The organism is Actinomarinicola tropica, assembly GCF_009650215.1.
GTDB classification, from domain to species: domain Bacteria; phylum Actinomycetota; class Acidimicrobiia; order Acidimicrobiales; family SKKL01; genus Actinomarinicola; species Actinomarinicola tropica.
Genome location: NZ_CP045851.1, coordinates 2596831 through 2613345, shown reverse-complemented (window position 1 = coordinate 2613345; position 16515 = coordinate 2596831). Strand labels below are relative to the sequence as shown.

The 16515-nt window shown below is 71.2% G+C and carries 21 protein-coding genes; 12 read left to right on the top strand and 9 right to left on the bottom strand.

What is annotated here, in order from left to right:
• Positions 1-15: 15 nt before the first annotated feature.
• Positions 16-1263, bottom strand: a complete 1248-nt coding sequence (locus tag GH723_RS12870; RefSeq protein WP_153760023.1) for a sensor domain-containing diguanylate cyclase — start codon at positions 1261-1263, stop codon at positions 16-18.
• Positions 1264-1431: 168 nt separating this feature from the next.
• Between GH723_RS12870 and sufB the strand changes: the two genes are divergently transcribed.
• The 10 genes from sufB to GH723_RS12820 all read left to right on the top strand — a co-directional run bounded on the left by sufB (position 1432) and on the right by GH723_RS12820 (position 9672).
• Positions 1432-2835, top strand: a complete 1404-nt coding sequence (sufB, locus tag GH723_RS12865) for a Fe-S cluster assembly protein SufB (RefSeq protein WP_153760022.1) — start codon at positions 1432-1434, stop codon at positions 2833-2835.
• Positions 2836-2862: 27 nt separating this feature from the next.
• Positions 2863-3213: a hypothetical protein gene (locus GH723_RS12860; protein ID WP_153760021.1), complete on the top strand. Its 351-nt coding sequence runs from the start codon at positions 2863-2865 to the stop codon at positions 3211-3213.
• A gap of 159 nt (positions 3214-3372) precedes the next feature.
• Positions 3373-4554, top strand: coding sequence for a SufB/SufD family protein (locus GH723_RS12855; RefSeq protein WP_153760020.1), 1182 nt, complete (start codon positions 3373-3375; stop codon positions 4552-4554).
• Complete coding sequence (locus tag GH723_RS12850) at positions 4551-4868, top strand: Rieske (2Fe-2S) protein (protein WP_153760019.1); 318 nt, start codon at positions 4551-4553, stop codon at positions 4866-4868. Before GH723_RS12855 ends, GH723_RS12850 begins: the two co-directional genes overlap by 4 nt.
• Positions 4865-5662, top strand: a complete 798-nt coding sequence (gene sufC, locus GH723_RS12845) for a Fe-S cluster assembly ATPase SufC (protein WP_153760018.1) — start codon at positions 4865-4867, stop codon at positions 5660-5662. Before GH723_RS12850 ends, sufC (GH723_RS12845) begins: the two co-directional genes overlap by 4 nt.
• A gap of 62 nt (positions 5663-5724) precedes the next feature.
• Complete coding sequence (locus tag GH723_RS12840) at positions 5725-6153, top strand: hypothetical protein (protein ID WP_153760017.1); 429 nt, start codon at positions 5725-5727, stop codon at positions 6151-6153.
• A 45-nt stretch (positions 6154-6198) separates the two neighbouring features.
• Entirely contained in the window at positions 6199-6474 is a 276-nt protein-coding gene (locus GH723_RS12835; protein WP_153760016.1) for a hypothetical protein, read from the top strand.
• On the top strand, positions 6461-8419 hold the full coding sequence (locus GH723_RS12830; RefSeq protein WP_153760015.1) for a clostripain-related cysteine peptidase: 1959 nt from the start codon (positions 6461-6463) through the stop codon (positions 8417-8419). Before GH723_RS12835 ends, GH723_RS12830 begins: the two co-directional genes overlap by 14 nt.
• A gap of 77 nt (positions 8420-8496) precedes the next feature.
• Positions 8497-8937: a redox-sensitive transcriptional activator SoxR gene (gene soxR, locus GH723_RS12825; RefSeq protein WP_153761205.1), complete on the top strand. Its 441-nt coding sequence runs from the start codon at positions 8497-8499 to the stop codon at positions 8935-8937.
• Positions 8938-9039: 102 nt separating this feature from the next.
• Positions 9040-9672, top strand: coding sequence for a tellurite resistance TerB family protein (locus GH723_RS12820; protein ID WP_195210286.1), 633 nt, complete (start codon positions 9040-9042; stop codon positions 9670-9672).
• A gap of 18 nt (positions 9673-9690) precedes the next feature.
• Here the strand turns inward: GH723_RS12820 and sufU are convergent, their stop codons facing one another.
• From sufU to GH723_RS12795, 5 genes are read right to left on the bottom strand one after another with little or no spacing between them, the layout of a single operon-like run.
• The gene (sufU, locus tag GH723_RS12815; protein ID WP_153760013.1) at positions 9691-10176 is read right to left on the bottom strand and encodes a Fe-S cluster assembly sulfur transfer protein SufU; all 486 of its coding nucleotides are present in this window, start codon (positions 10174-10176) and stop codon (positions 9691-9693) included.
• 15 nt (positions 10177-10191) lie between these two features.
• Complete coding sequence (locus tag GH723_RS12810) at positions 10192-11424, bottom strand: SufS family cysteine desulfurase (protein ID WP_153760012.1); 1233 nt, start codon at positions 11422-11424, stop codon at positions 10192-10194.
• Positions 11424-12170 carry a Fe-S cluster assembly ATPase SufC gene (sufC, locus tag GH723_RS12805; protein WP_153760011.1) on the bottom strand — a complete coding sequence of 249 codons (747 nt, stop codon included), beginning with the start codon at positions 12168-12170 and terminating at the stop codon, positions 11424-11426. Before sufC (GH723_RS12805) ends, GH723_RS12810 begins: the two co-directional genes overlap by 1 nt.
• A 47-nt stretch (positions 12171-12217) precedes the next feature.
• Positions 12218-12619, bottom strand: a complete 402-nt coding sequence (locus GH723_RS12800; protein ID WP_153760010.1) for a hypothetical protein — start codon at positions 12617-12619, stop codon at positions 12218-12220.
• Positions 12616-13230 (bottom strand): MBL fold metallo-hydrolase, encoded by a 615-nt coding sequence (locus tag GH723_RS12795; RefSeq protein ID WP_153760009.1) that lies wholly within the window; start codon positions 13228-13230, stop codon positions 12616-12618. The genes GH723_RS12800 and GH723_RS12795 overlap by 4 nt, the downstream gene beginning before the upstream one ends.
• 57 nt (positions 13231-13287) lie before the next feature.
• Between GH723_RS12795 and GH723_RS12790 the strand changes: the two genes are divergently transcribed.
• A complete protein-coding gene (locus GH723_RS12790) occupies positions 13288-13593 on the top strand; it encodes a hypothetical protein (protein ID WP_153760008.1) in 306 nt (101 codons plus the stop codon).
• 28 nt (positions 13594-13621) lie between these two features.
• Here GH723_RS12790 and GH723_RS12785 read toward each other — a convergent pair whose 3' ends face one another.
• Both GH723_RS12785 and GH723_RS12780 read right to left on the bottom strand, forming a co-directional pair.
• Positions 13622-14035 (bottom strand): type II toxin-antitoxin system VapC family toxin, encoded by a 414-nt coding sequence (locus tag GH723_RS12785; RefSeq protein WP_153760007.1) that lies wholly within the window; start codon positions 14033-14035, stop codon positions 13622-13624.
• Positions 14032-14340, bottom strand: coding sequence for a type II toxin-antitoxin system Phd/YefM family antitoxin (locus GH723_RS12780; RefSeq protein WP_229022820.1), 309 nt, complete (start codon positions 14338-14340; stop codon positions 14032-14034). The genes GH723_RS12785 and GH723_RS12780 overlap by 4 nt, the downstream gene beginning before the upstream one ends.
• Positions 14341-14462: 122 nt before the next feature.
• Here GH723_RS12780 and GH723_RS12775 point away from each other — a divergent pair, with 122 nt between their 5' ends.
• Positions 14463-15578, top strand: a complete 1116-nt coding sequence (locus GH723_RS12775; protein ID WP_153760005.1) for an acyl-CoA dehydrogenase family protein — start codon at positions 14463-14465, stop codon at positions 15576-15578.
• Between the two features lie 78 nt (positions 15579-15656).
• On the opposite strand, the gene GH723_RS12770 is transcribed toward GH723_RS12775, so the two are convergent.
• Positions 15657-16487, bottom strand: a complete 831-nt coding sequence (locus GH723_RS12770; protein WP_153760004.1) for a siderophore-interacting protein — start codon at positions 16485-16487, stop codon at positions 15657-15659.
• Positions 16488-16515 lie beyond the last annotated feature (28 nt).

Here is a 16515-nt window from a genome sequence, read left to right as displayed (position 1 = left end):
TCCCCGTGGGGGCGCTCAGTGCCGGCGGTTGCGCTTGTCGGTGTACATGGCCTGGTCGGCCTGCTGGATCAGGTCGGGGACCGAGCCGCCGCCAGGGCCGATCGAGCAGCCGATGCTGACCCGCGCCAGCAGCTCGTCGCCGGCGTGGACGATCGGCTGCTCCTCGATGAGGTGGCGCGCCCGCTCGGCCACCGCATCGACCTGGCCCATGCCCTCGATGCCGGCGCACACGATCATGAACTCGTCGCCGGCGAGCCGACCCACGAGGTCCTGGCTGCGGGTGGCCGTCGAGAGGCGCCGGGCCACCTCGACGAGGACGGCGTCGCCGGCCTGGTGCCCGTGGTCGTCGTTGACCTGCTTGAAGTCGTCGAGGTCGATGAAGATCAGCCCGACGTCGTAGCGACCCCGCGACGCGGCGCAGAGGTCCTCGAGCCGCCGCAGCACGCTGGCCCGGTTGGGGAGGCCGGTCAGGGGGTCGTGGGCGGCGGCGTGGGCCAGCTCGCTCGTGCGCAGGTGGTAGCCGGTCACGTCCTCGAGGGTGCCGATGTGCTCGACGATGTCGCCGTCGGCGTCGTGGACGGGTGTCGTGCGGACGAGCACCCAGCGCTCGCTGCCGTCGCTGCGGATGAAGCGGTGCTCGGACTCGAACGGCACGCCGGCGTCGGCCGCGGCGATCGCTCGCGACAGCGCCGCCCGGCGGTCGTCGGGGTGGATGAGGTCGAACGCCGATCGCCCCTTCCCCTCCTCGAGCTCGTAGCCGCTGAGCTCCTTCATCCACTCGTTGGCCCAGGTGATGGCCCCGTCGGGGTCGGTCCGGAAGACGGCCACGGGCAGCGATGACGTGATCGTGCGGAAGCGCTCGTCGCTGCGGCGCACCGCGTCGAGCGCCTCGGTGAGCTCGGTCACGTCGGTCGCGGCGCCGATGTAGCGGATCGAGGGGTCGCGCGGCTCCTCGATCCGGCGCAGACGGTGGTCGATGTGCCGCCCGGCGACCGTGCGGAGCCAGCACTGCCCTTCCTCGCCCCGCTCGGCGGTCTCGAAGACGTCCCGCATGCGGTCGTGGTGCTCGGGGACGATCAGGGACATGACGTCCTCGACGGCGGCGGGGAAGCGCCCGCGGAAGCCGTACAGCTCCCGCCAGGCGGCGTTGGCGTACACGAGGGTGCCGTCGTCCGCGGCGAAGCCGAGCCCGGTCGGGGCCAGCTCGACCAGCGGGCGCTCCGAGCGGCGCGGTGGCTGGTCCGGGATGTCGCGGTCGCTCATCGGGCGTCCTCCTCCCCTCCAGGATCGGCAGCGGAGCGGCCCAGTTCAGGTCCGAACGACCCATCCTGTGACGGGTGGCCGCCCTCGTGTGGAGCCCCGGGAGGGACTTGTTACTATCGGCGTAGGAGAAATCCCTCTCCACCACGCGACCCCCGGAGCACGACCCTCATGGCAGCGACGGATCTCGGACTCGACCTCGGTCGGTACAAGCTCGGATGGAGCGACGCCGAGGACTACGTCTACAAGCCCAAGCGCGGGCTCACCGAGGACATCATCCGGGAGATGTCCTGGATGAAGGGCGAGCCCGACTGGATGAGGGACTACCGGCTGAAGTCCTACGCCCACTTCCAGAAGCGGCCCATGCCGAACTGGGGCGGCGACATGTCGGAGATCTACTTCGACGACATCTACTACTACATCAAGCCCACCGAGAAGCAGGTCGACGCCTGGGACGAGCTCCCCGACTCGGTGAAGCAGACCTACGAGAAGCTCGGCATCCCCGAGGCCGAGCGCAAGTACCTCGCCGGCGTCACCGCCCAGTACGAGTCCGAGGTCGTGTACCACAAGAACCGCGAGGACCTCGAGGCCCAGGGCGTCATCTTCACCGACATGGACACCGCCCTCCGGGAGCACCCCGAGATCGTGCGGGCCTACTTCGGCACGGTCATCCCGAAGAACGACAACAAGTTCGCGGCGCTCAACTCCGCGGTGTGGTCCGGTGGCTCGTTCATCTACGTGCCGCCCGGCGTCGAGGTCGAGATGCCGCTGCAGGCCTACTTCCGGATCAACGCCGAGAACATGGGCCAGTTCGAGCGGACGCTCATCATCGCCGACGAGGGCTCGAAGGTGCACTACATCGAGGGCTGCTCGGCGCCCACCTACACCACCGACTCGCTCCACTCCGCCGTGGTCGAGATCGTCGTGAAGCCGTCGGCACGCGTCACCTACACGACCATCCAGAACTGGTCGAACAACGTGTTCAACCTGGTCACCAAGCGGGCCCGGGTCGAGGCCGAGGGCCACATGGAGTGGATCGACGGCAACATCGGGAGCCGTCTCACCATGAAGTACCCGGCCGTCTACATGGTGGGTCCGAAGGCGTCGGGCGAGGTGCTCTCGGTGGCCTACGCCGGCGAGGGCCAGCACCAGGACGCCGGCGCCAAGATGGTCCACGCCGCACCGGAGACCACCTCGAAGATCGTCTCGAAGTCGATCTCGAAGGACGGCGGGCGCACCAGCTACCGCGGCCTCGTCCGGGTCGAGGACGACGCCTACGGCTCGAAGAGCTACGTCCAGTGCGACGCCCTCATCCTGGACGAGACGTCGATCTCCGACACCTACCCCTACATGGAGGTCGGGTCGAAGGACGCCGTCATCGGCCACGAGGCCACCGTCTCGAAGGTCGCCGACGAGCAGCTCTTCTACCTCCGCAGCCGTGGCCTCTCCGAAGAGCAGGCGATGGGCATGATCGTCAACGGCTTCATCGAGCCGGTCACGCGCACGCTGCCCATGGAGTACGCGGTCGAGTGGAGCCGCCTCATCGAGCTGCAGATGGAGGGCTCGGTCGGCTGACGCCGACCGGGGAGGGCGAGCGCCGGCATGCCGATGCGCCAGGAGTGCAAGAACTTCGAGTCGCGCACCTATCCCACCGGTGACACGGTGCGGAAGTGCCACCTCGACCTGGCGCCGGAGGCACCGTGGCGGTGCCCGGATCCCTGTGCGGGGTTCGAGCGCCGGCTGGTCGACGTCGACTGGCAGCACGGCACCCTCGTGACGCCGCCCACCCCCGACGAGCCGTCCACGCTGGGCACCGACGACAGCATCGCCCGCCTGCTCGACGAGGCCGAGGACATCGTCAACGCCGCCGGTCCGCAGATCCTGGCCGAGATCGACGCCGAGACCCGTCGCCGCCCCCTGTGGGCTCGCCTCTTCCGGCGCGACCGGGGCTGACCGGCGACTCCACCGCACATCCACCCGACACCGACACCGATACCGACTCCGGAGCGTGATCCCCTGAGCACCACCACCGCCGACGTCGCTGCATCGCTCGACGGGCCGGACTGGCTCCGCGACAGGCGGGCCGCGGCCGCAGCCCGTGCTGGCGACGCGGTGCTGCCGGACACCGCCGAGGAGGTGTGGCGCTACAGCCGCGTCGACGAGCTCCAGCTCGACCGCTACGCGCCCGTCGTCGACTCCGGCCCCGCCGACGTCCCCGCAGCGCTCGACGCGCTGCTCGCCGAGATCCCCGAGCGCGCGGGGGTCGTCGTGCTCGTCGACGGACGGCTCGTCCGCGTCGAGCTCGCCGCCACCTGGGTCGACAGGGGCGTGGGCGTCGGTGCGCTGGCCGACGCCGCGCCCGGTGCCGAGGTCCTCGGCGCCGTGGCGGGCGAGGCCACCGACCTGTTCGGCCTCCTCAACGACGCCCTGTCGGCCGACCCTGTGCTCGTCGACGTGCCCGCCGGCGTGTCGGTGGACGGGCCGATCGTGGTCGCCAGCTGGACGTCGACGCCGGGAGCGCTCGTCACGCCGCGGCTGGTCGTCCGGGCCGGCGCCGACGCCGAGGTCCAGGTCGTCGACGTCCAGGCCTCGCCCGACGGCGTGGACGCCCTCGTCCTCCCGGTCGTCGAGCTCGACGCCGCACCGTCGGCGCGGCTCGGCTACGCCAACCTCCAGCTGCTCGGTGACGCCGCCTGGCAGATCGCCCACCAGTCCGCCCGCGTGGGGTCCCAGGCGACGCTGCGGGCCTTCACCGCAGCCTTCGGTGGCAGCTACGCCCGGCTGCGCACCGACTGCCGCCTGGAGGGCCGGGGAGCCACCGGCGACCTGTTCGCCGCGTACTTCGGGCGCGACGACCAGACGCTCGACTTCCGCACCTTCCAGGACCACGCGGCGCCCGACACGACGAGCGAGCTGCTCTTCAAGGGCGCGGTCGACGATCGGTCACGGTCGGTCTACACCGGGCTCATCCAGGTCCGTCCGGACGCCCGCGGCACCAACGCGGTGCAGACGAACCGCAACGTCAAGCTCTCGCCCGACGCCTGGGCCGAGTCGGTGCCGAACCTCCAGATCGAGAACAACGACGTGCGCTGCGCCCACGCCTCCACCGTCGGCCCCATCGACGAGGACCAGCTCTTCTACCTCGAGAGCCGGGGCGTCCCCACCGACGTGGCCGAGCGGCTCGTCGTGGGCGGCTTCTTCGACGAGGTGCTGGCCCAGCTGCCCGTGCGCGGCGCGGAGTCCATCGTCCGTCGCTGCATCACCGAGCGCCTCGACGCGGGAGGTGCGGCATGACCGCGGCACGGGTCTGCGCCCTCGACGACATCGCGCCGGGTACGGCCCTGCGGGTCGAGGTGCCGGGCGTCCCGGCCATCGCCCTCGTGCGGCTGGACGACGACGTCTACGCCATCGGCGACCGGTGCACGCACCAGGACATCTCGCTCTCGGAGGGCGAGGTCGATCCCGACGACAAGACGCTCGAGTGCTGGAAGCACGGCAGCACGTTCTCGCTCGTCACCGGCGAGCCCACCGTCCTTCCCGCGACGAAGCCGACCCCGGTCTACGAGGTGTCGGTCGTCGACGGCGACGTCTACGTGGAGGTCCCATGACCCGCAACGCCGAGCTGCGCATCGAGGGTCTGCGGGCCGCGGTCGGTGGCACCGAGATCCTGAAGGGCATCGATCTCGTCGTCCGCAGCGGCGAGGTGCACGCCGTGATGGGCCCGAACGGGTCCGGCAAGTCCACCCTCTCCCACGTCATCGCCGGGCGTCCCGGCTACGAGGTGCTCGACGGGTCGGTCACCCTCGACGGCGAGGACCTGCTGGCCCTGCCCGCCTGGCGACGGGCCCAGGCCGGTCTCTTCCTCGCCATGCAGTACCCGACCGAGGTGCCCGGTGTCGCCCTCGAGGACGTCCTGGTCGAGTCGCTCACCGCCGCCGGCCGGCCCGACGCCGAGGTGCGGGAACGGATGCTGGTCGAGGCCGGTCGCATCGGCTTCGACGAGCGCTTCCTCCACCGCCCGCTGAACGTCGACCTCTCCGGAGGCGAGAAGAAGCGCAACGAGACCCTCCAGCTCGGCGTGCTCGACCCCAAGATCGCCATCCTCGACGAGCTGGACTCCGGGCTCGACGTCGACGCCCTGCGTGACGTCAGCCGCCGCATCGAGCAGGCCACCGAGGAGAGCGGGCTCGGCGTGCTCGCGATCACCCACTACAGCCGACTGCTGCACGAGCTGCAGCCCGACGCCGTCCACATCCTCGTGAAGGGGCGGATCGTCGCCGAGGGCGGTCCGGAGCTCGCCGCCGAGCTCGAGCGGACGGGGTACGCGCAGTACCTCGAGGACGGCGGGGCGGAGGGCCCGGCGCCTGCCGACGTCGATCCGTTCGCCGATCCGCTGGCCTGACCGCGCAGGGTGGTCGCCTGGCGTAGGGTCTGAGGCTCCGCCTCAGCACTGGAGCTCTGCTCGTGAACGCTCGCCCTCGCCGGGCCGGCCTGCGCGCCGGCATCGCCATCCTGGCCCTCGTCCTCGCCTCCTGCGGAGGTGACGACGAGGACGCCCGTGGGAACCTCGCCGACCTGGTCGAGGACACCACGACGACCTCCACGGAGGCGGCCACGACCACCACCGTCGACGACCTCGGCGGCCTGTTCGACGACGACGGGACGGGCGCACCCGGATCCGGCATCTTCACCGGCGACGCCGAGGAGCACGACGTCGACGTCGACGAGGACGCGCCGACCTTCGACGAGACCGATCCGGCGACCTTCTTCGGCACCGACACCATCGACCTCGACCTGGCGCAGTCGCTCTACGAGGCGTGTCGCGACGGCGACATGCAGGCGTGCGACACCATGTACCTCGACACGCTCGTCGACTCGCCCGCCGAGAGCTAGGGCGCCACCTGCGGCGGCGAGCTGCCCGAGGCGAACGTGTACTGCGTGACCCTCGACTCCGACGCGACCGGCAGCTACGTGCCGCTCGGCAGCCCGTTCGACGGCACGACGACCTCCGAGGACGAGCAGCGGATCGTCGATGCGTGCAGCCGGGGCGGGATGAACGCGTGCGACGCGCTCTACCAGATGAGCGAGGAGGGCACGGCGCAGAAGGCCTACGGATCGACCTGTGGCGGTCGCACCCAGACGTCCGAGTGGTGCTCCGACCTCTACGGGCTCGGCTACGAGTACTTCCAGGCCTGGGTCGATGGCACGGCCTGAGCCCTCCGTCGCCGGGCGCCGCGCGTGGCGCGGGCGGTCCGGTCTCCTCGTCCTCGTCCTCGTCGGCGCCCTCCTCGCCGGCTGCGGCGACGACGCCGAGCCCGAGGCCCGGAACCTCGGTGAGCTGATCGACGCCGAGACCGCCGCGACATCGGCCGCTCTCGACGAGCCGGGCGAGTGGACGATGTTCGTCTACCTCGCAGCCGACAACGACCTCGAGCCCTTCGCCCTGGTCGACCTCGAGGAGATGACCGAGGCCGAGGGCGTCGAGATGGTCGTGCTGGTCGACCGGAGCCCCTCCTACACCTCCCAGGCCGTGCTGTCCCTCGGCGACTTCGACGACACGAAGATGCTCCACATCGTCGATGGAGAGGTGGAGGTCGTCGAAGAGCTCGGCGAGCTCGACACCGGGGATCCCGCGGTGCTCGAGGACTTCGTCGCCGACGGTCTGAGCCGGTACGGCTCCGAGCGCAACGGCCTCGTCATCTGGAACCACGGCGCCTCGTGGCCCGGCGCAGCCATCGACGAGACGTCGCTGGGCTCGATGCTGTCGGTCGACGGGATCCGCGACGCGGTCCGTGCCGGGCTCGACCGCGCCGACGTCGAGCGGTTCGACATCCTCGGCTTCGACGCCTGCCTCATGGCCACCTACGAGGTGGCGCAGAACCTCGCACCGGTCGCCCGCACCCTCCTCGCCTCCGAGGAGCTCGAGCCCGGGCACGGCTGGAACTGGTCCGCCGTGTCCGCCCCGGGAGGCACCACCTCGACCCTGGACCTCGCCAGCGGCATCATCGACGGCTACGCCGAGCAGGCGTCGTCGCTCCGGACGTCCGGCGTCACGCTGTCACTCGTCGACCTCGACCTCCTCGACCCCATCGACGAGGCGTTCGACGACCTCGCCGCCTCGGTCGACCCCCAGGCGCGGGGTCTCGTCGGCCGCATCGGCTCGGGGCGCGCCGAGGCGCTGGGCTTCGGCCGCGACCCCGACCCCACCTACGACAGCCACATGGTCGACGTCGGCCACCTCGCCACGCTGCTCGCCGACATCGACGCGCTGGCCGAGCCGGCAGGACGCCTGCGCAGCGCCATCGACGACGCCGTGCTGCTCAACGTCACCGACTCCACGACCGTCGACGCCACGGGCCTCGCCGTCTACTTCCCGCCCGTCCCGTCGCTCGGGTTGCCCTCCTACGAGGACGTGGCCGACATCGGTCCGTGGACCGGCTTCCTCCGTGCGTACTACACGGGGGCCGAAGAGGTGCCCCCCGATCAGCTCCCGGCCTTCCTCGACGACGACCGCCTGCTCGAGGCCGAGGACGTGGAGAGCACCGACGACGGCGTGTCGTTCACCGTCGACGTCGTCTCGGGCACCGGGGTGAACATCGTCTCCTCGAAGCTCTTCTGGGGCCAGGTCGACATGGCGGACACCAACCGGGTGGCCTTCTTCGGCGAGCGACTGGCGACGATCGACGGCGACACGATCACCGCCGAGTACGACTGGCGCTACCTCGTCGTCGAGGACGGGACCAACGAGGCGTCCGCGTACTCCCAGCTCGACCTGGCGGAGGACGGCTCGATCCGACGGATCGTCGTCCCCGTGTCCTACACGTCGGCGGAGGGGACGACCCGCGGGATCCTCGCCCTCGGCATCGACGGCGACCAGATCGCGTCGGAGACGTTCTACCGGTACACCGACGAGGGCACGGTGGGGGAGATCGAGCCCGCACCGGGCGACACGTTCGTGCCCCAGCTGCTCGTCCAGGACATGGACGACCTGTCGTCGGAGTGGGTGGCCTCCACCGACGTCGCGCTCTCGGCGGACGTCGACGCGCTCGACCACCACCTGCGCCGACTGGCCTTCGCCACACCGGTGATGCTGGAGCTGAACCTCACCGACATCGAGGGCGGCACCGACTACATCTTCCACGGCACCGCCAGTCCCTGAGCCGCAGCGTCCGCACGGCCCCCTACGCTCGATCTCGATCGAGGTCGCGAGATGGGGGGCCGTGCGTGCTGTCGACGATGTTGACGATCGGTGAGGTCGCAGAGCGGTCGGGCGTGCCGCACTCCGCCCTCCGCTTCTACGAGGCGGAGGGGCTGCTCCAGACCGAGCGGACCGACGGCGGCCAGCGCCGCTACCACCGCGACGCGCTGCGGCGGGTCGCGTTCATCCGCATCGCCCAACAGCTGGGTCTCACCCTCGACCAGATCCGCGAGGCGTTGGCGTCGCTCCCGGAGAACCGCACGCCCACCGCCCGGGACTGGGCGGTGCTCTCACGCCGGTGGCGTCCGCTCGTCGACGAACGCATCGCGCAGCTCGAGCGGCTGCGGGACCAACTCGACTCCTGCATCGGCTGCGGGTGCCTCTCGCTCTCGTCGTGCGGGCTCTACAACCGCGACGACGTGGCATCCACCCACGGGGCCGGCCCACGGTGGATCCTCGAGGGACGTCCGGAGGCCTGAGCCGCAGGCGCCGGTGTCACCCCCTCAAGTCGCCGCCGGACCCCGCCGATGGAAGGCAGGAGCCGGCGGGGGCGGGGCTCATCCACCACGTCGAGGAGCGCTGTGATCTTCATCTGGGGTTGGCGGACGCGGGGCAGCCACATCGGCGACGGCGAGTTCTACTGCCCCAACGAGGGGGGCGACCGTCGCTACCGCCTGATGCAGGCCCGGCGCTGGTTCACGCTGTTCTGGATCCCGGTCCTGCCCTTGAAGGTCCTCGGCGAGTACGTCGAGTGCACCTCGTGCGACGAGCCCTTCGAGCGCAAGGTCCTCGACCTGCCGACGACGAGCCAGATGGCCGATGCCCTCCGCACGGCGCTGCGGTACCTCGTCGTGGCGATCATCCGGTCCGACGAGAAGGTGACGAACGCCGAGCGGCGCGTCGCCCTCGACGTGATGGGCCGGTTCCACCACGGCGACTACGCGCTGATCGACCTCGAGCGCGACATCGCCGAGCTGGAGGTGGACGGCATCGACGAGGTGGTCGCCCGTGCCGGCGCCACGTTGTCGGCGAGCGGTCAGGAGCGGGTCGTGCGAGCCTGCGTCGAGCTCGCCACCGCGGACGACGAGATCAGCGACGCCGACCTCGACATCATCGCCACGGCCGGCCGGTCGATGGGCATGACCCCCGCCCACATCAAGGGCGTGCTCGACGAGGAGACCTCGCGGGGCTGGCTCCCGCCCCGGACCACCTGAGGGACGGCGGCCAGGGGGTCAGCCGGCGTCGGCCTCGACCTCGTCGAGACCCTGGGCCAGCGTGTTCCACGAGAGCGTGGCGCACTTGATCCGCACCGGGAACTTCACGACACCCCGGAGGGCTTCGAGGTCGCCGAGCTTCACGTCAGGGGTGTCGGCCGGCGGCTCGGGGGCGCCGTCCTCGGCGTCGAGCTCGTGCTCGTGGATCGACATCATGGCCTTGAACGCCTTGACGAGGTCGCGGGCCTCGGCGACCGTCTTGCCCTTGACCGCGGCCGACATCATCGATGCCGACGACTGGCTGATCGAGCAGCCCTGGCCGCCGATCCTGATGTCCTCGATCGTGTCGCCGTCGCTGGCCAGGTAGACGACGATCTCGTCGCCGCACAGCGGGTTGAACCCCTCGGTGCGGTGGGCAGGGGGCGACTCGAGCTCGCCGCGGTTCCTCGGGTTCCGGTAGTGGTCGAGGATGATCTCGCGGTAGAGGTCTTCGAGTCCGGGCATGTGTGGTCCAGTCGGTCAGATGGCGAAGAAGTCCGACGCCGACTGGAGCGCCTCGGCGAGGGCGTCGACATCGGACTCGTCGTTGTAGACGTAGAGCGACGCACGGGCGGTGGCCGCGACGCCCATGGTACGCATCAGCGGCTTGGCGCAGTGGTGGCCGGCTCGGACGCACACGCCGTGCTGGTCGAAGACCTGGGTGAGGTCGTGGGGGTGGATGTCGTCGAAGACGAACGACAGCACGCCGCCCCGCTCGGCCGGCTCGGACGGCCCGTGGACCGTGAGGCGGTCGCCGAAGCGCTCGTGCAGGGTGCGCAGCGCGTACCCCGTCAGCGACACCTCGTGCTCGCGCACCGCGTCCATCCCCAGCTCGGTGAGGTAGTCGACGGCGGCGCCGAGCCCGACGATCTCGGCGATGGGCGGCGTGCCGGCCTCGAACTTCCACGGCACCTCGTTGGGCGTGAAGCCCTCCTTGGTGACGTTGAGGATCATCTCGCCGCCGGTGAGGAACGGGGGCGTCGCGTCGAGGATCTCGGGCGTGCCCCAGAGGACCCCGACGCCGGTGGGCCCGAGCATCTTGTGGCCCGTGAACGCCACGAAGTCGGCGCCCCAATCCCGCACGTCGGTGCCGATGTGGGGGACGTACTGGCTGGCGTCCACGATCGCGATCGCCCCGGCGTCGTGGGCCGCGGCGACCAGCCGATCGATGGGGAGGATCGTGCCGAGCACGTTCGACATCGCGGCGAAGGACACGACGCGGGCCCCGTCGACCAGGCGGTCGAGGTCGGTGAGGTCGAGGTGGCCGTGGGCGTCGACCGGGATCCAGCGCAGCTCGATGCCGATCTCCTCGACGAGCTGGTGCCAGGGGACGATGTTGGCGTGGTGCTCGAGCTCGGTGAGCACGACGGCGTCGCCCTCCCGCAGGTGGCGTCGTCCCCACGCCTTGGCGACCAGGTTGAGCGCCTCGGTGGCGTTCTTCGTGAAGACGATCTCGCGGTCGGAGCCGGCGCCGATGAAGCGGGCGACCTTGGCGCGTGCCCCCTCGAGGGCCGCGGTGGCCTCCTCGGCGATCTGGTAGGTGCCTCGGTGCACGTTGGCGTTGACCCGCTCGTAGTAGCGGGCCATGGCGTCGAGCACCTGACGGGGCTTCTGCGAGGTGTTGGCCGAGTCGAGGTAGACGAGGCGGCCGGCCCGGACCTCACGGCCGAGGATGGGGAAGTCCTTCTGGATGCGGGCGACGTCGAGGCTCATCAGGCCTTCCAGGCGTCGTAGCCCTCGGCTTCGAGCCGCTGGGCGAGCTCGGGGCCGCCGGAGTCGACCACGCGACCGTCGACGAGGATGTGCACGACGTCGGGCTGCAGGTGGTCGAGCAGCCGCTGGTAGTGCGTGATGGCGAGCACGCCGAGGTCGGGACGGTCGCGGCGGACCTCCTGGACGCCCTTGGCGACGACCTTCAGGGCGTCGATGTCGAGGCCGGAGTCGGTCTCGTCGAGGATGGCGACCTCGGGCTCGAGGATGGCCATCTGGAGGATCTCGTTGCGCTTCTTCTCGCCGCCGGAGAAGCCCTCGTTGAGGTAGCGGTCGGCGAACGACGGGTCCATGTCGAGGCGCTCCATCCACTCCATGATCGAGAGGCGCAGCTCGAGGACCGACAGGTCGATGCCCTTGCGGGCCGACAGGGCCTGGCGGAGGAAGTTGATCACCGAGACGCCGGCGATCTCCTGGGGGTACTGGAAGGCGAGGAACATGCCGGACTTGCCCCGCACGTCGGTGTCCCAGTCGGTGATGTCCTCGCCCTTGAAGAGGATGCGCCCGGCGGTGACCTCGTACTCCGGGCTGCCGAGGAGCGTGTTGGCGAGCGTCGACTTGCCCGACCCGTTGGGCCCCATGAGGGCGTGGACCTCGCCTGCGCCGACGGTGAGGTCGACCCCCTTGAGGATCTCGTGGCCCTCGGCGGTGACGTGCAGGTCCTCGATCTGGAACAGCGGCTCGGCCATGTCGCCGAGTCTACGCACGGCCCGGAATTAGCACTACCTGGGTAGTGCTAATCCCCGTCGTGGTCCCGGAGGTCCTCCTTCCACGCCCGGAACCGGGCGTGGCGGCGGCCGCTCGGGCCCACGCCGTCGCCCGAGCCGTCGGGGAAGAGCCGGAACGTGAGGTGGCGGTCGAGGTCGTCGGCGTGGACGACGACGTAGCGCGCGTCGGCACCTCGCGCCGGTCCGGCTCGCCAGAGCAGCCAGGGCCCGAGCCGGCGCTTGTAGGTGATCGGCGGTCGGCCGATGTCGTCGCCCGCGCGCAGGAGCGCCGCGGGGGCCTCGACCCACGCCTCGGCCGGGATGTTGCGGTCCCGCAGGGGCGTGGCGGGGAGGTCGGCGGTGTGGACCGGCGTGGGGTCGATCGGCCGCTCGTCGGCCGGGAGCGGACGGCCGGCGTCGGTGTCGCTCACCAGCCCCGGTCGATCCACTCGTCGAGGTGGGGGCGCTCGGCGCCGATCGTCGTGTCGTCGCCGTGGCCCGGCATCACGATGGTGTCGGCGTCGAGGCGCGAGAACAGCTGCTCGTCGATCGAGCGGATGATCGTGTCGAAGTCGCCGCCGGGGAACTTGGTGGCGCCGGGACCGCCGGGGAAGAGGGTGTCGCCGCTGAAGAGCACCGGCGAGCCCTCGAGCCGGAAGCACATGGAGCCGGGGGTGTGGCCCGGCGTGAAGATGGTGTGCAGCCGCAGCCGGCCGACGGGGATGACCGAGTCGGGCTCGATCACGTAGTCGTAGGCATCGAGCATCTCGGCGTCCTCGGCGGTGACGCCCACCTCGTACCCGGCGTCGCGCACGGCGGGCACCGCCTGGATGTGGTCCCAGTGGCCGTGGGTCTCGAGGACGGTGCGCACGCCGAGCGCCTGGCACAGCTCGAGCAGGCGCTCGTGCTCGTTGGCCGCGTCGAGGAGGACCGCCTCGCCCGTCTGGCGGCACCGGAGGACGAACACGTTGTTGTCCATCGGGCCGACGACGACCTTGTGGATCTCGGCCTGCTCGTCGGACCAGTGCAGCGTGTCACTCATCCCGCCAGTGTGCCGCGGGGCACGCCGTTCGTGCGGCCCGGGTACCAAGCTGGAGGCGTGCGGATACGGCGATGGACCGCGCTCGGTGGGCGCCTCCTCCTCATCGGGCTGGGCGCGGTCGCCTGGGCGGTCCTGGCCACCGTCGTGTCGTTCGGGCAGTCCGACGTGAACGGCGGGTTCTTCGGCGAGGAGCCCTCGTGGACGCCGAGGAGCCCGATCGGGTGGGTGGCGAGCGTCCTGGCCTGGGCGTCGTGGGCCGTCGCCGCCACCTCGCTCGTCGCCGGGGCGGTCGTGCTCCTGGGAGCGCTCGTGCTGGCGGTGCGGAGGGCGGTCGCTCCCGACGACCGGATCGACCAGCGCTGACCGCTGGCGAGGGCACCGCACCGGCGGGTCACTCCTCGTAGGGGGACACGACCTCGAAGCCGAGTGCGGCGGCGGCGGGGATCTGCTGGGGGTCGAACGTCAGGTAGCGCACGGGTCGCGGGAGGCGGTCGGCGGCGGCGAGGTGGACGGCGTCGACGGTGCGGACGCCGAACCCGGCGCCGATCTCCACGGCTCGGGCCAGGCACCGGTCGTCGACGGGGACGACGACGAACGCGTCCCAGTCGTCCCGCAGCGCGGACCACAGCTGCTCCTGCTGGCGCCGGCCGATCGCCACCTGGTGCAGGGCGACCATGGCCTCGGTGCGGGCCAGCGCCGACGCGCACCAGTGCGGGTCGGCGGCCATGGCGTCGAGGACGAGGTCCCTCCCCGGCTCGCGCACGTACCGCTTGACCAGGGCCGATGCGTCGAGGGCGAGCGTCATCGCTCGGCACCGCCGCGCAGCGCGTCGAGGGCCGAGGAGGTGCGGGCGTCGACCGGCGGATCGACGGGGTCCGGCGGCGCGGGACGGTCGGCGCGGCGCGGGGGTTGCGCGAGTCCGGCGGCGACCAGATCGTCGAGCGTCGGCGATGCCGTCGGGCTGAGAGGGCCGAGCTGGGCCACCGGCTCACCGTCGACGGTGATGACGATGCGCTCACCGGCGCCGGCCCGGCGGACGACGGCGGCCACCTGGTTGCGCAGCTCGCGCACGCCCACCCGGGGCAGGGCGTCGCTCGTCGGGTCGGACACGGCCGGAACGTAGCACGCGTGTACACACACCGGCTGGCACGGTGCGCCGGCGACGCCTACGTTGCTCGTCATCACGCCATGCCCGCCGGCCTGGCGCCGCGACACATCCCGAGGGGGAGAGAGTGAACTTCGCATTCAGCGAGGAGCAGGAAGAGCTCCGGAAGATCGTCCGGGCCTTCCTCCAGAACAAGTCGTCCGAAGAGGCCGTCCGCGAGCAGATGGAGACGGAGTCGGGCTTCGACACCGCCGTCTGGAACCAGATGGGCCAGGAGATGGGCCTCCAGGGCCTGATCATCCCCGAGGAGTTCGGCGGCCAGGGCTACGGCTACGTCGAGCTCATCGTCGTGCTCGAGGAGATGGGCCGCCGCCTCCTCTGCGCTCCCTACTTCTCCACCGTGGTGCTCGCCGCGAACACGCTGCTCGAGAGCGGCGACGACGCCGCCAAGCAGAAGCACCTCCCGGGCATCGCTGCCGGCGAGACCATCGCCACCCTGGCCCTCACCGAGGCCAACGGCCGCTGGGACGAGGAGGGCGTCACCGCCACCGCCACCCAGTCGGGCGACTCGTGGACCATCTCGGGCGAGAAGATGTTCGTCCTCGACGGCCACACCGCGAACCTGATCATCGTCGCCGCCCGCACCGGCAGCGGCGTGTCGCTCTTCGCCGTCGACGGCGACGCCTCGGGCCTCACCCGCACCGCGCTGGCCACCATGGACCAGACCCGCAAGCAGGCCAAGCTCGTCTTCGAGAACACCCCGGCCGAGCTCATCGGCACCGAGGGCAAGGGCTGGGACGTGCTCTCGACCGTCCTCGATCTCGCCGCCGTGGCCCTCGCCGCCGAGCAGGTCGGTGGCGCCCAGGAGTGCCTCGACACCTCGGTCCAGTACGCCAAGGACCGCGTGCAGTTCGGCCGTCCGATCGGCTCGTTCCAGGCCATCAAGCACAAGTGCGCCGACATGCTGCTCGAGGTCGAGTCGGCCAAGTCGGCCGCCTACTACGCCGGTTGGTGCGCCGCCGAGCGCAGCGACGAGCTCCCCGCCGTCGCCAGCCTGGCCAAGGCCTACTGCTCGGAGGCGTACTTCCACGCCGCCGCCGAGAACATCCAGATCCACGGTGGCATCGGCTTCACCTGGGAGCACCCCGCCCACCTGTACTTCAAGCGGGCCAAGTCGTCCGAGCTGCTGTTCGGCGACGCGACCTACCACCGCGAGCTGCTCGCCCAGCGCATCGGCATCTAGTCGATCCGCGCGGCCCCTCACGGGGACCGGACAGTTCGGTGGCGTGGCCCTCGGGCCACGCCACCGGCGCGTCCGGGGTCAGGCCAGGCCGAGCGCGCGGCGCTGCTCGTCCTCGGCGTGCTTCTCGGCCTGGAAGCCGTCCTCGTCCTTGCCGCGCCGCCAGTAGCCGGAGATCGACAGGGCCTCGGCCGGCACGCCTCGCTCCTCTCGGAGGTGCGTGCGCAGGCCGCGGATCTGGTCCAGCTCGCCGTGCACGAACGCGTGCACCCGACCGGACGGGAACTCGAGGTCGCGGATCGCCTGGGAGAAGCTCGGCGCACCGTCACGACGGTGGAGCCAGGTGACGCGCAGCTCGCCGGAGGAGACGAGCTCGATCTCGTCCTCCGGCCCGTCGACCTCGACGAACACGATCGCCACGACGTGCGGCGGCAGGGCCTCGGTCGCCGAGGCGATGGCGGGGAGGGCGGACTCGTCCCCGGCGAGGAGGTGCCAGTCGGCGTCGTGGGCGGGGGAGTACGCGCCGCCCGGCCCCCGCAGCCGCACGGCGTCGCCAGGTCGGGCGTTGGCCACGAACGTGGAGGCGTAGCCCTCGCCGTGGTCGACGACGTCGATCGTGATCTGGCGCGCCGCCGGGTCGACGCGGCGCACGGTGTAGGTGCGGATGGCCGGCCACTGGTCTCGTGGCAGCGCCTGCTGGATGGTCTCCACCGACCACGGCTCGGGGTACTCGACGCCTGGCTTCGGGATGACGAGCTTCACGTAGCGGTCGGTGAAGCCGTTGTCGCGGAAGCCGGCGAAGCCCTCACCACCGAGGACCATCCGGATCATGCGGGGGGCGATGCGCTCGGTGCGCACGACCTCGAAGGTCAGCAGGGGACGGGCGGGACGAGCCGGAGCGGTGTCGGTCACGGGTGGCCTCTCGAGGGCGGGCAGCGAT

Bases quoted from the DNA above. Each gene is read 5' to 3' on its own strand.
- GH723_RS12870 (WP_153760023.1), bottom strand. From the start codon at position 1,263: ATGAGCGACCGCGACATCCCGGACCAGCCACCGCGCCGCTCGGAGCGC.
- sufB (WP_153760022.1), top strand. From the start codon at position 1,432: ATGGCAGCGACGGATCTCGGACTCGACCTCGGTCGGTACAAGCTCGGA.
- GH723_RS12860 (WP_153760021.1), top strand. From the start codon at position 2,863: ATGCCGATGCGCCAGGAGTGCAAGAACTTCGAGTCGCGCACCTATCCC.
- GH723_RS12850 (WP_153760019.1), top strand. From the start codon at position 4,551: ATGACCGCGGCACGGGTCTGCGCCCTCGACGACATCGCGCCGGGTACG.
- sufC (WP_153760018.1), top strand. From the start codon at position 4,865: ATGACCCGCAACGCCGAGCTGCGCATCGAGGGTCTGCGGGCCGCGGTC.
- GH723_RS12830 (WP_153760015.1), top strand. From the start codon at position 6,461: ATGGCACGGCCTGAGCCCTCCGTCGCCGGGCGCCGCGCGTGGCGCGGG.
- soxR (WP_153761205.1), top strand. From the start codon at position 8,497: ATGTTGACGATCGGTGAGGTCGCAGAGCGGTCGGGCGTGCCGCACTCC.
- sufU (WP_153760013.1), bottom strand. From the start codon at position 10,176: ATGCCCGGACTCGAAGACCTCTACCGCGAGATCATCCTCGACCACTAC.
- GH723_RS12810 (WP_153760012.1), bottom strand. From the start codon at position 11,424: ATGAGCCTCGACGTCGCCCGCATCCAGAAGGACTTCCCCATCCTCGGC.
- sufC (WP_153760011.1), bottom strand. From the start codon at position 12,170: ATGGCCGAGCCGCTGTTCCAGATCGAGGACCTGCACGTCACCGCCGAG.
- GH723_RS12795 (WP_153760009.1), bottom strand. From the start codon at position 13,230: ATGAGTGACACGCTGCACTGGTCCGACGAGCAGGCCGAGATCCACAAG.
- GH723_RS12785 (WP_153760007.1), bottom strand. From the start codon at position 14,035: ATGACGCTCGCCCTCGACGCATCGGCCCTGGTCAAGCGGTACGTGCGC.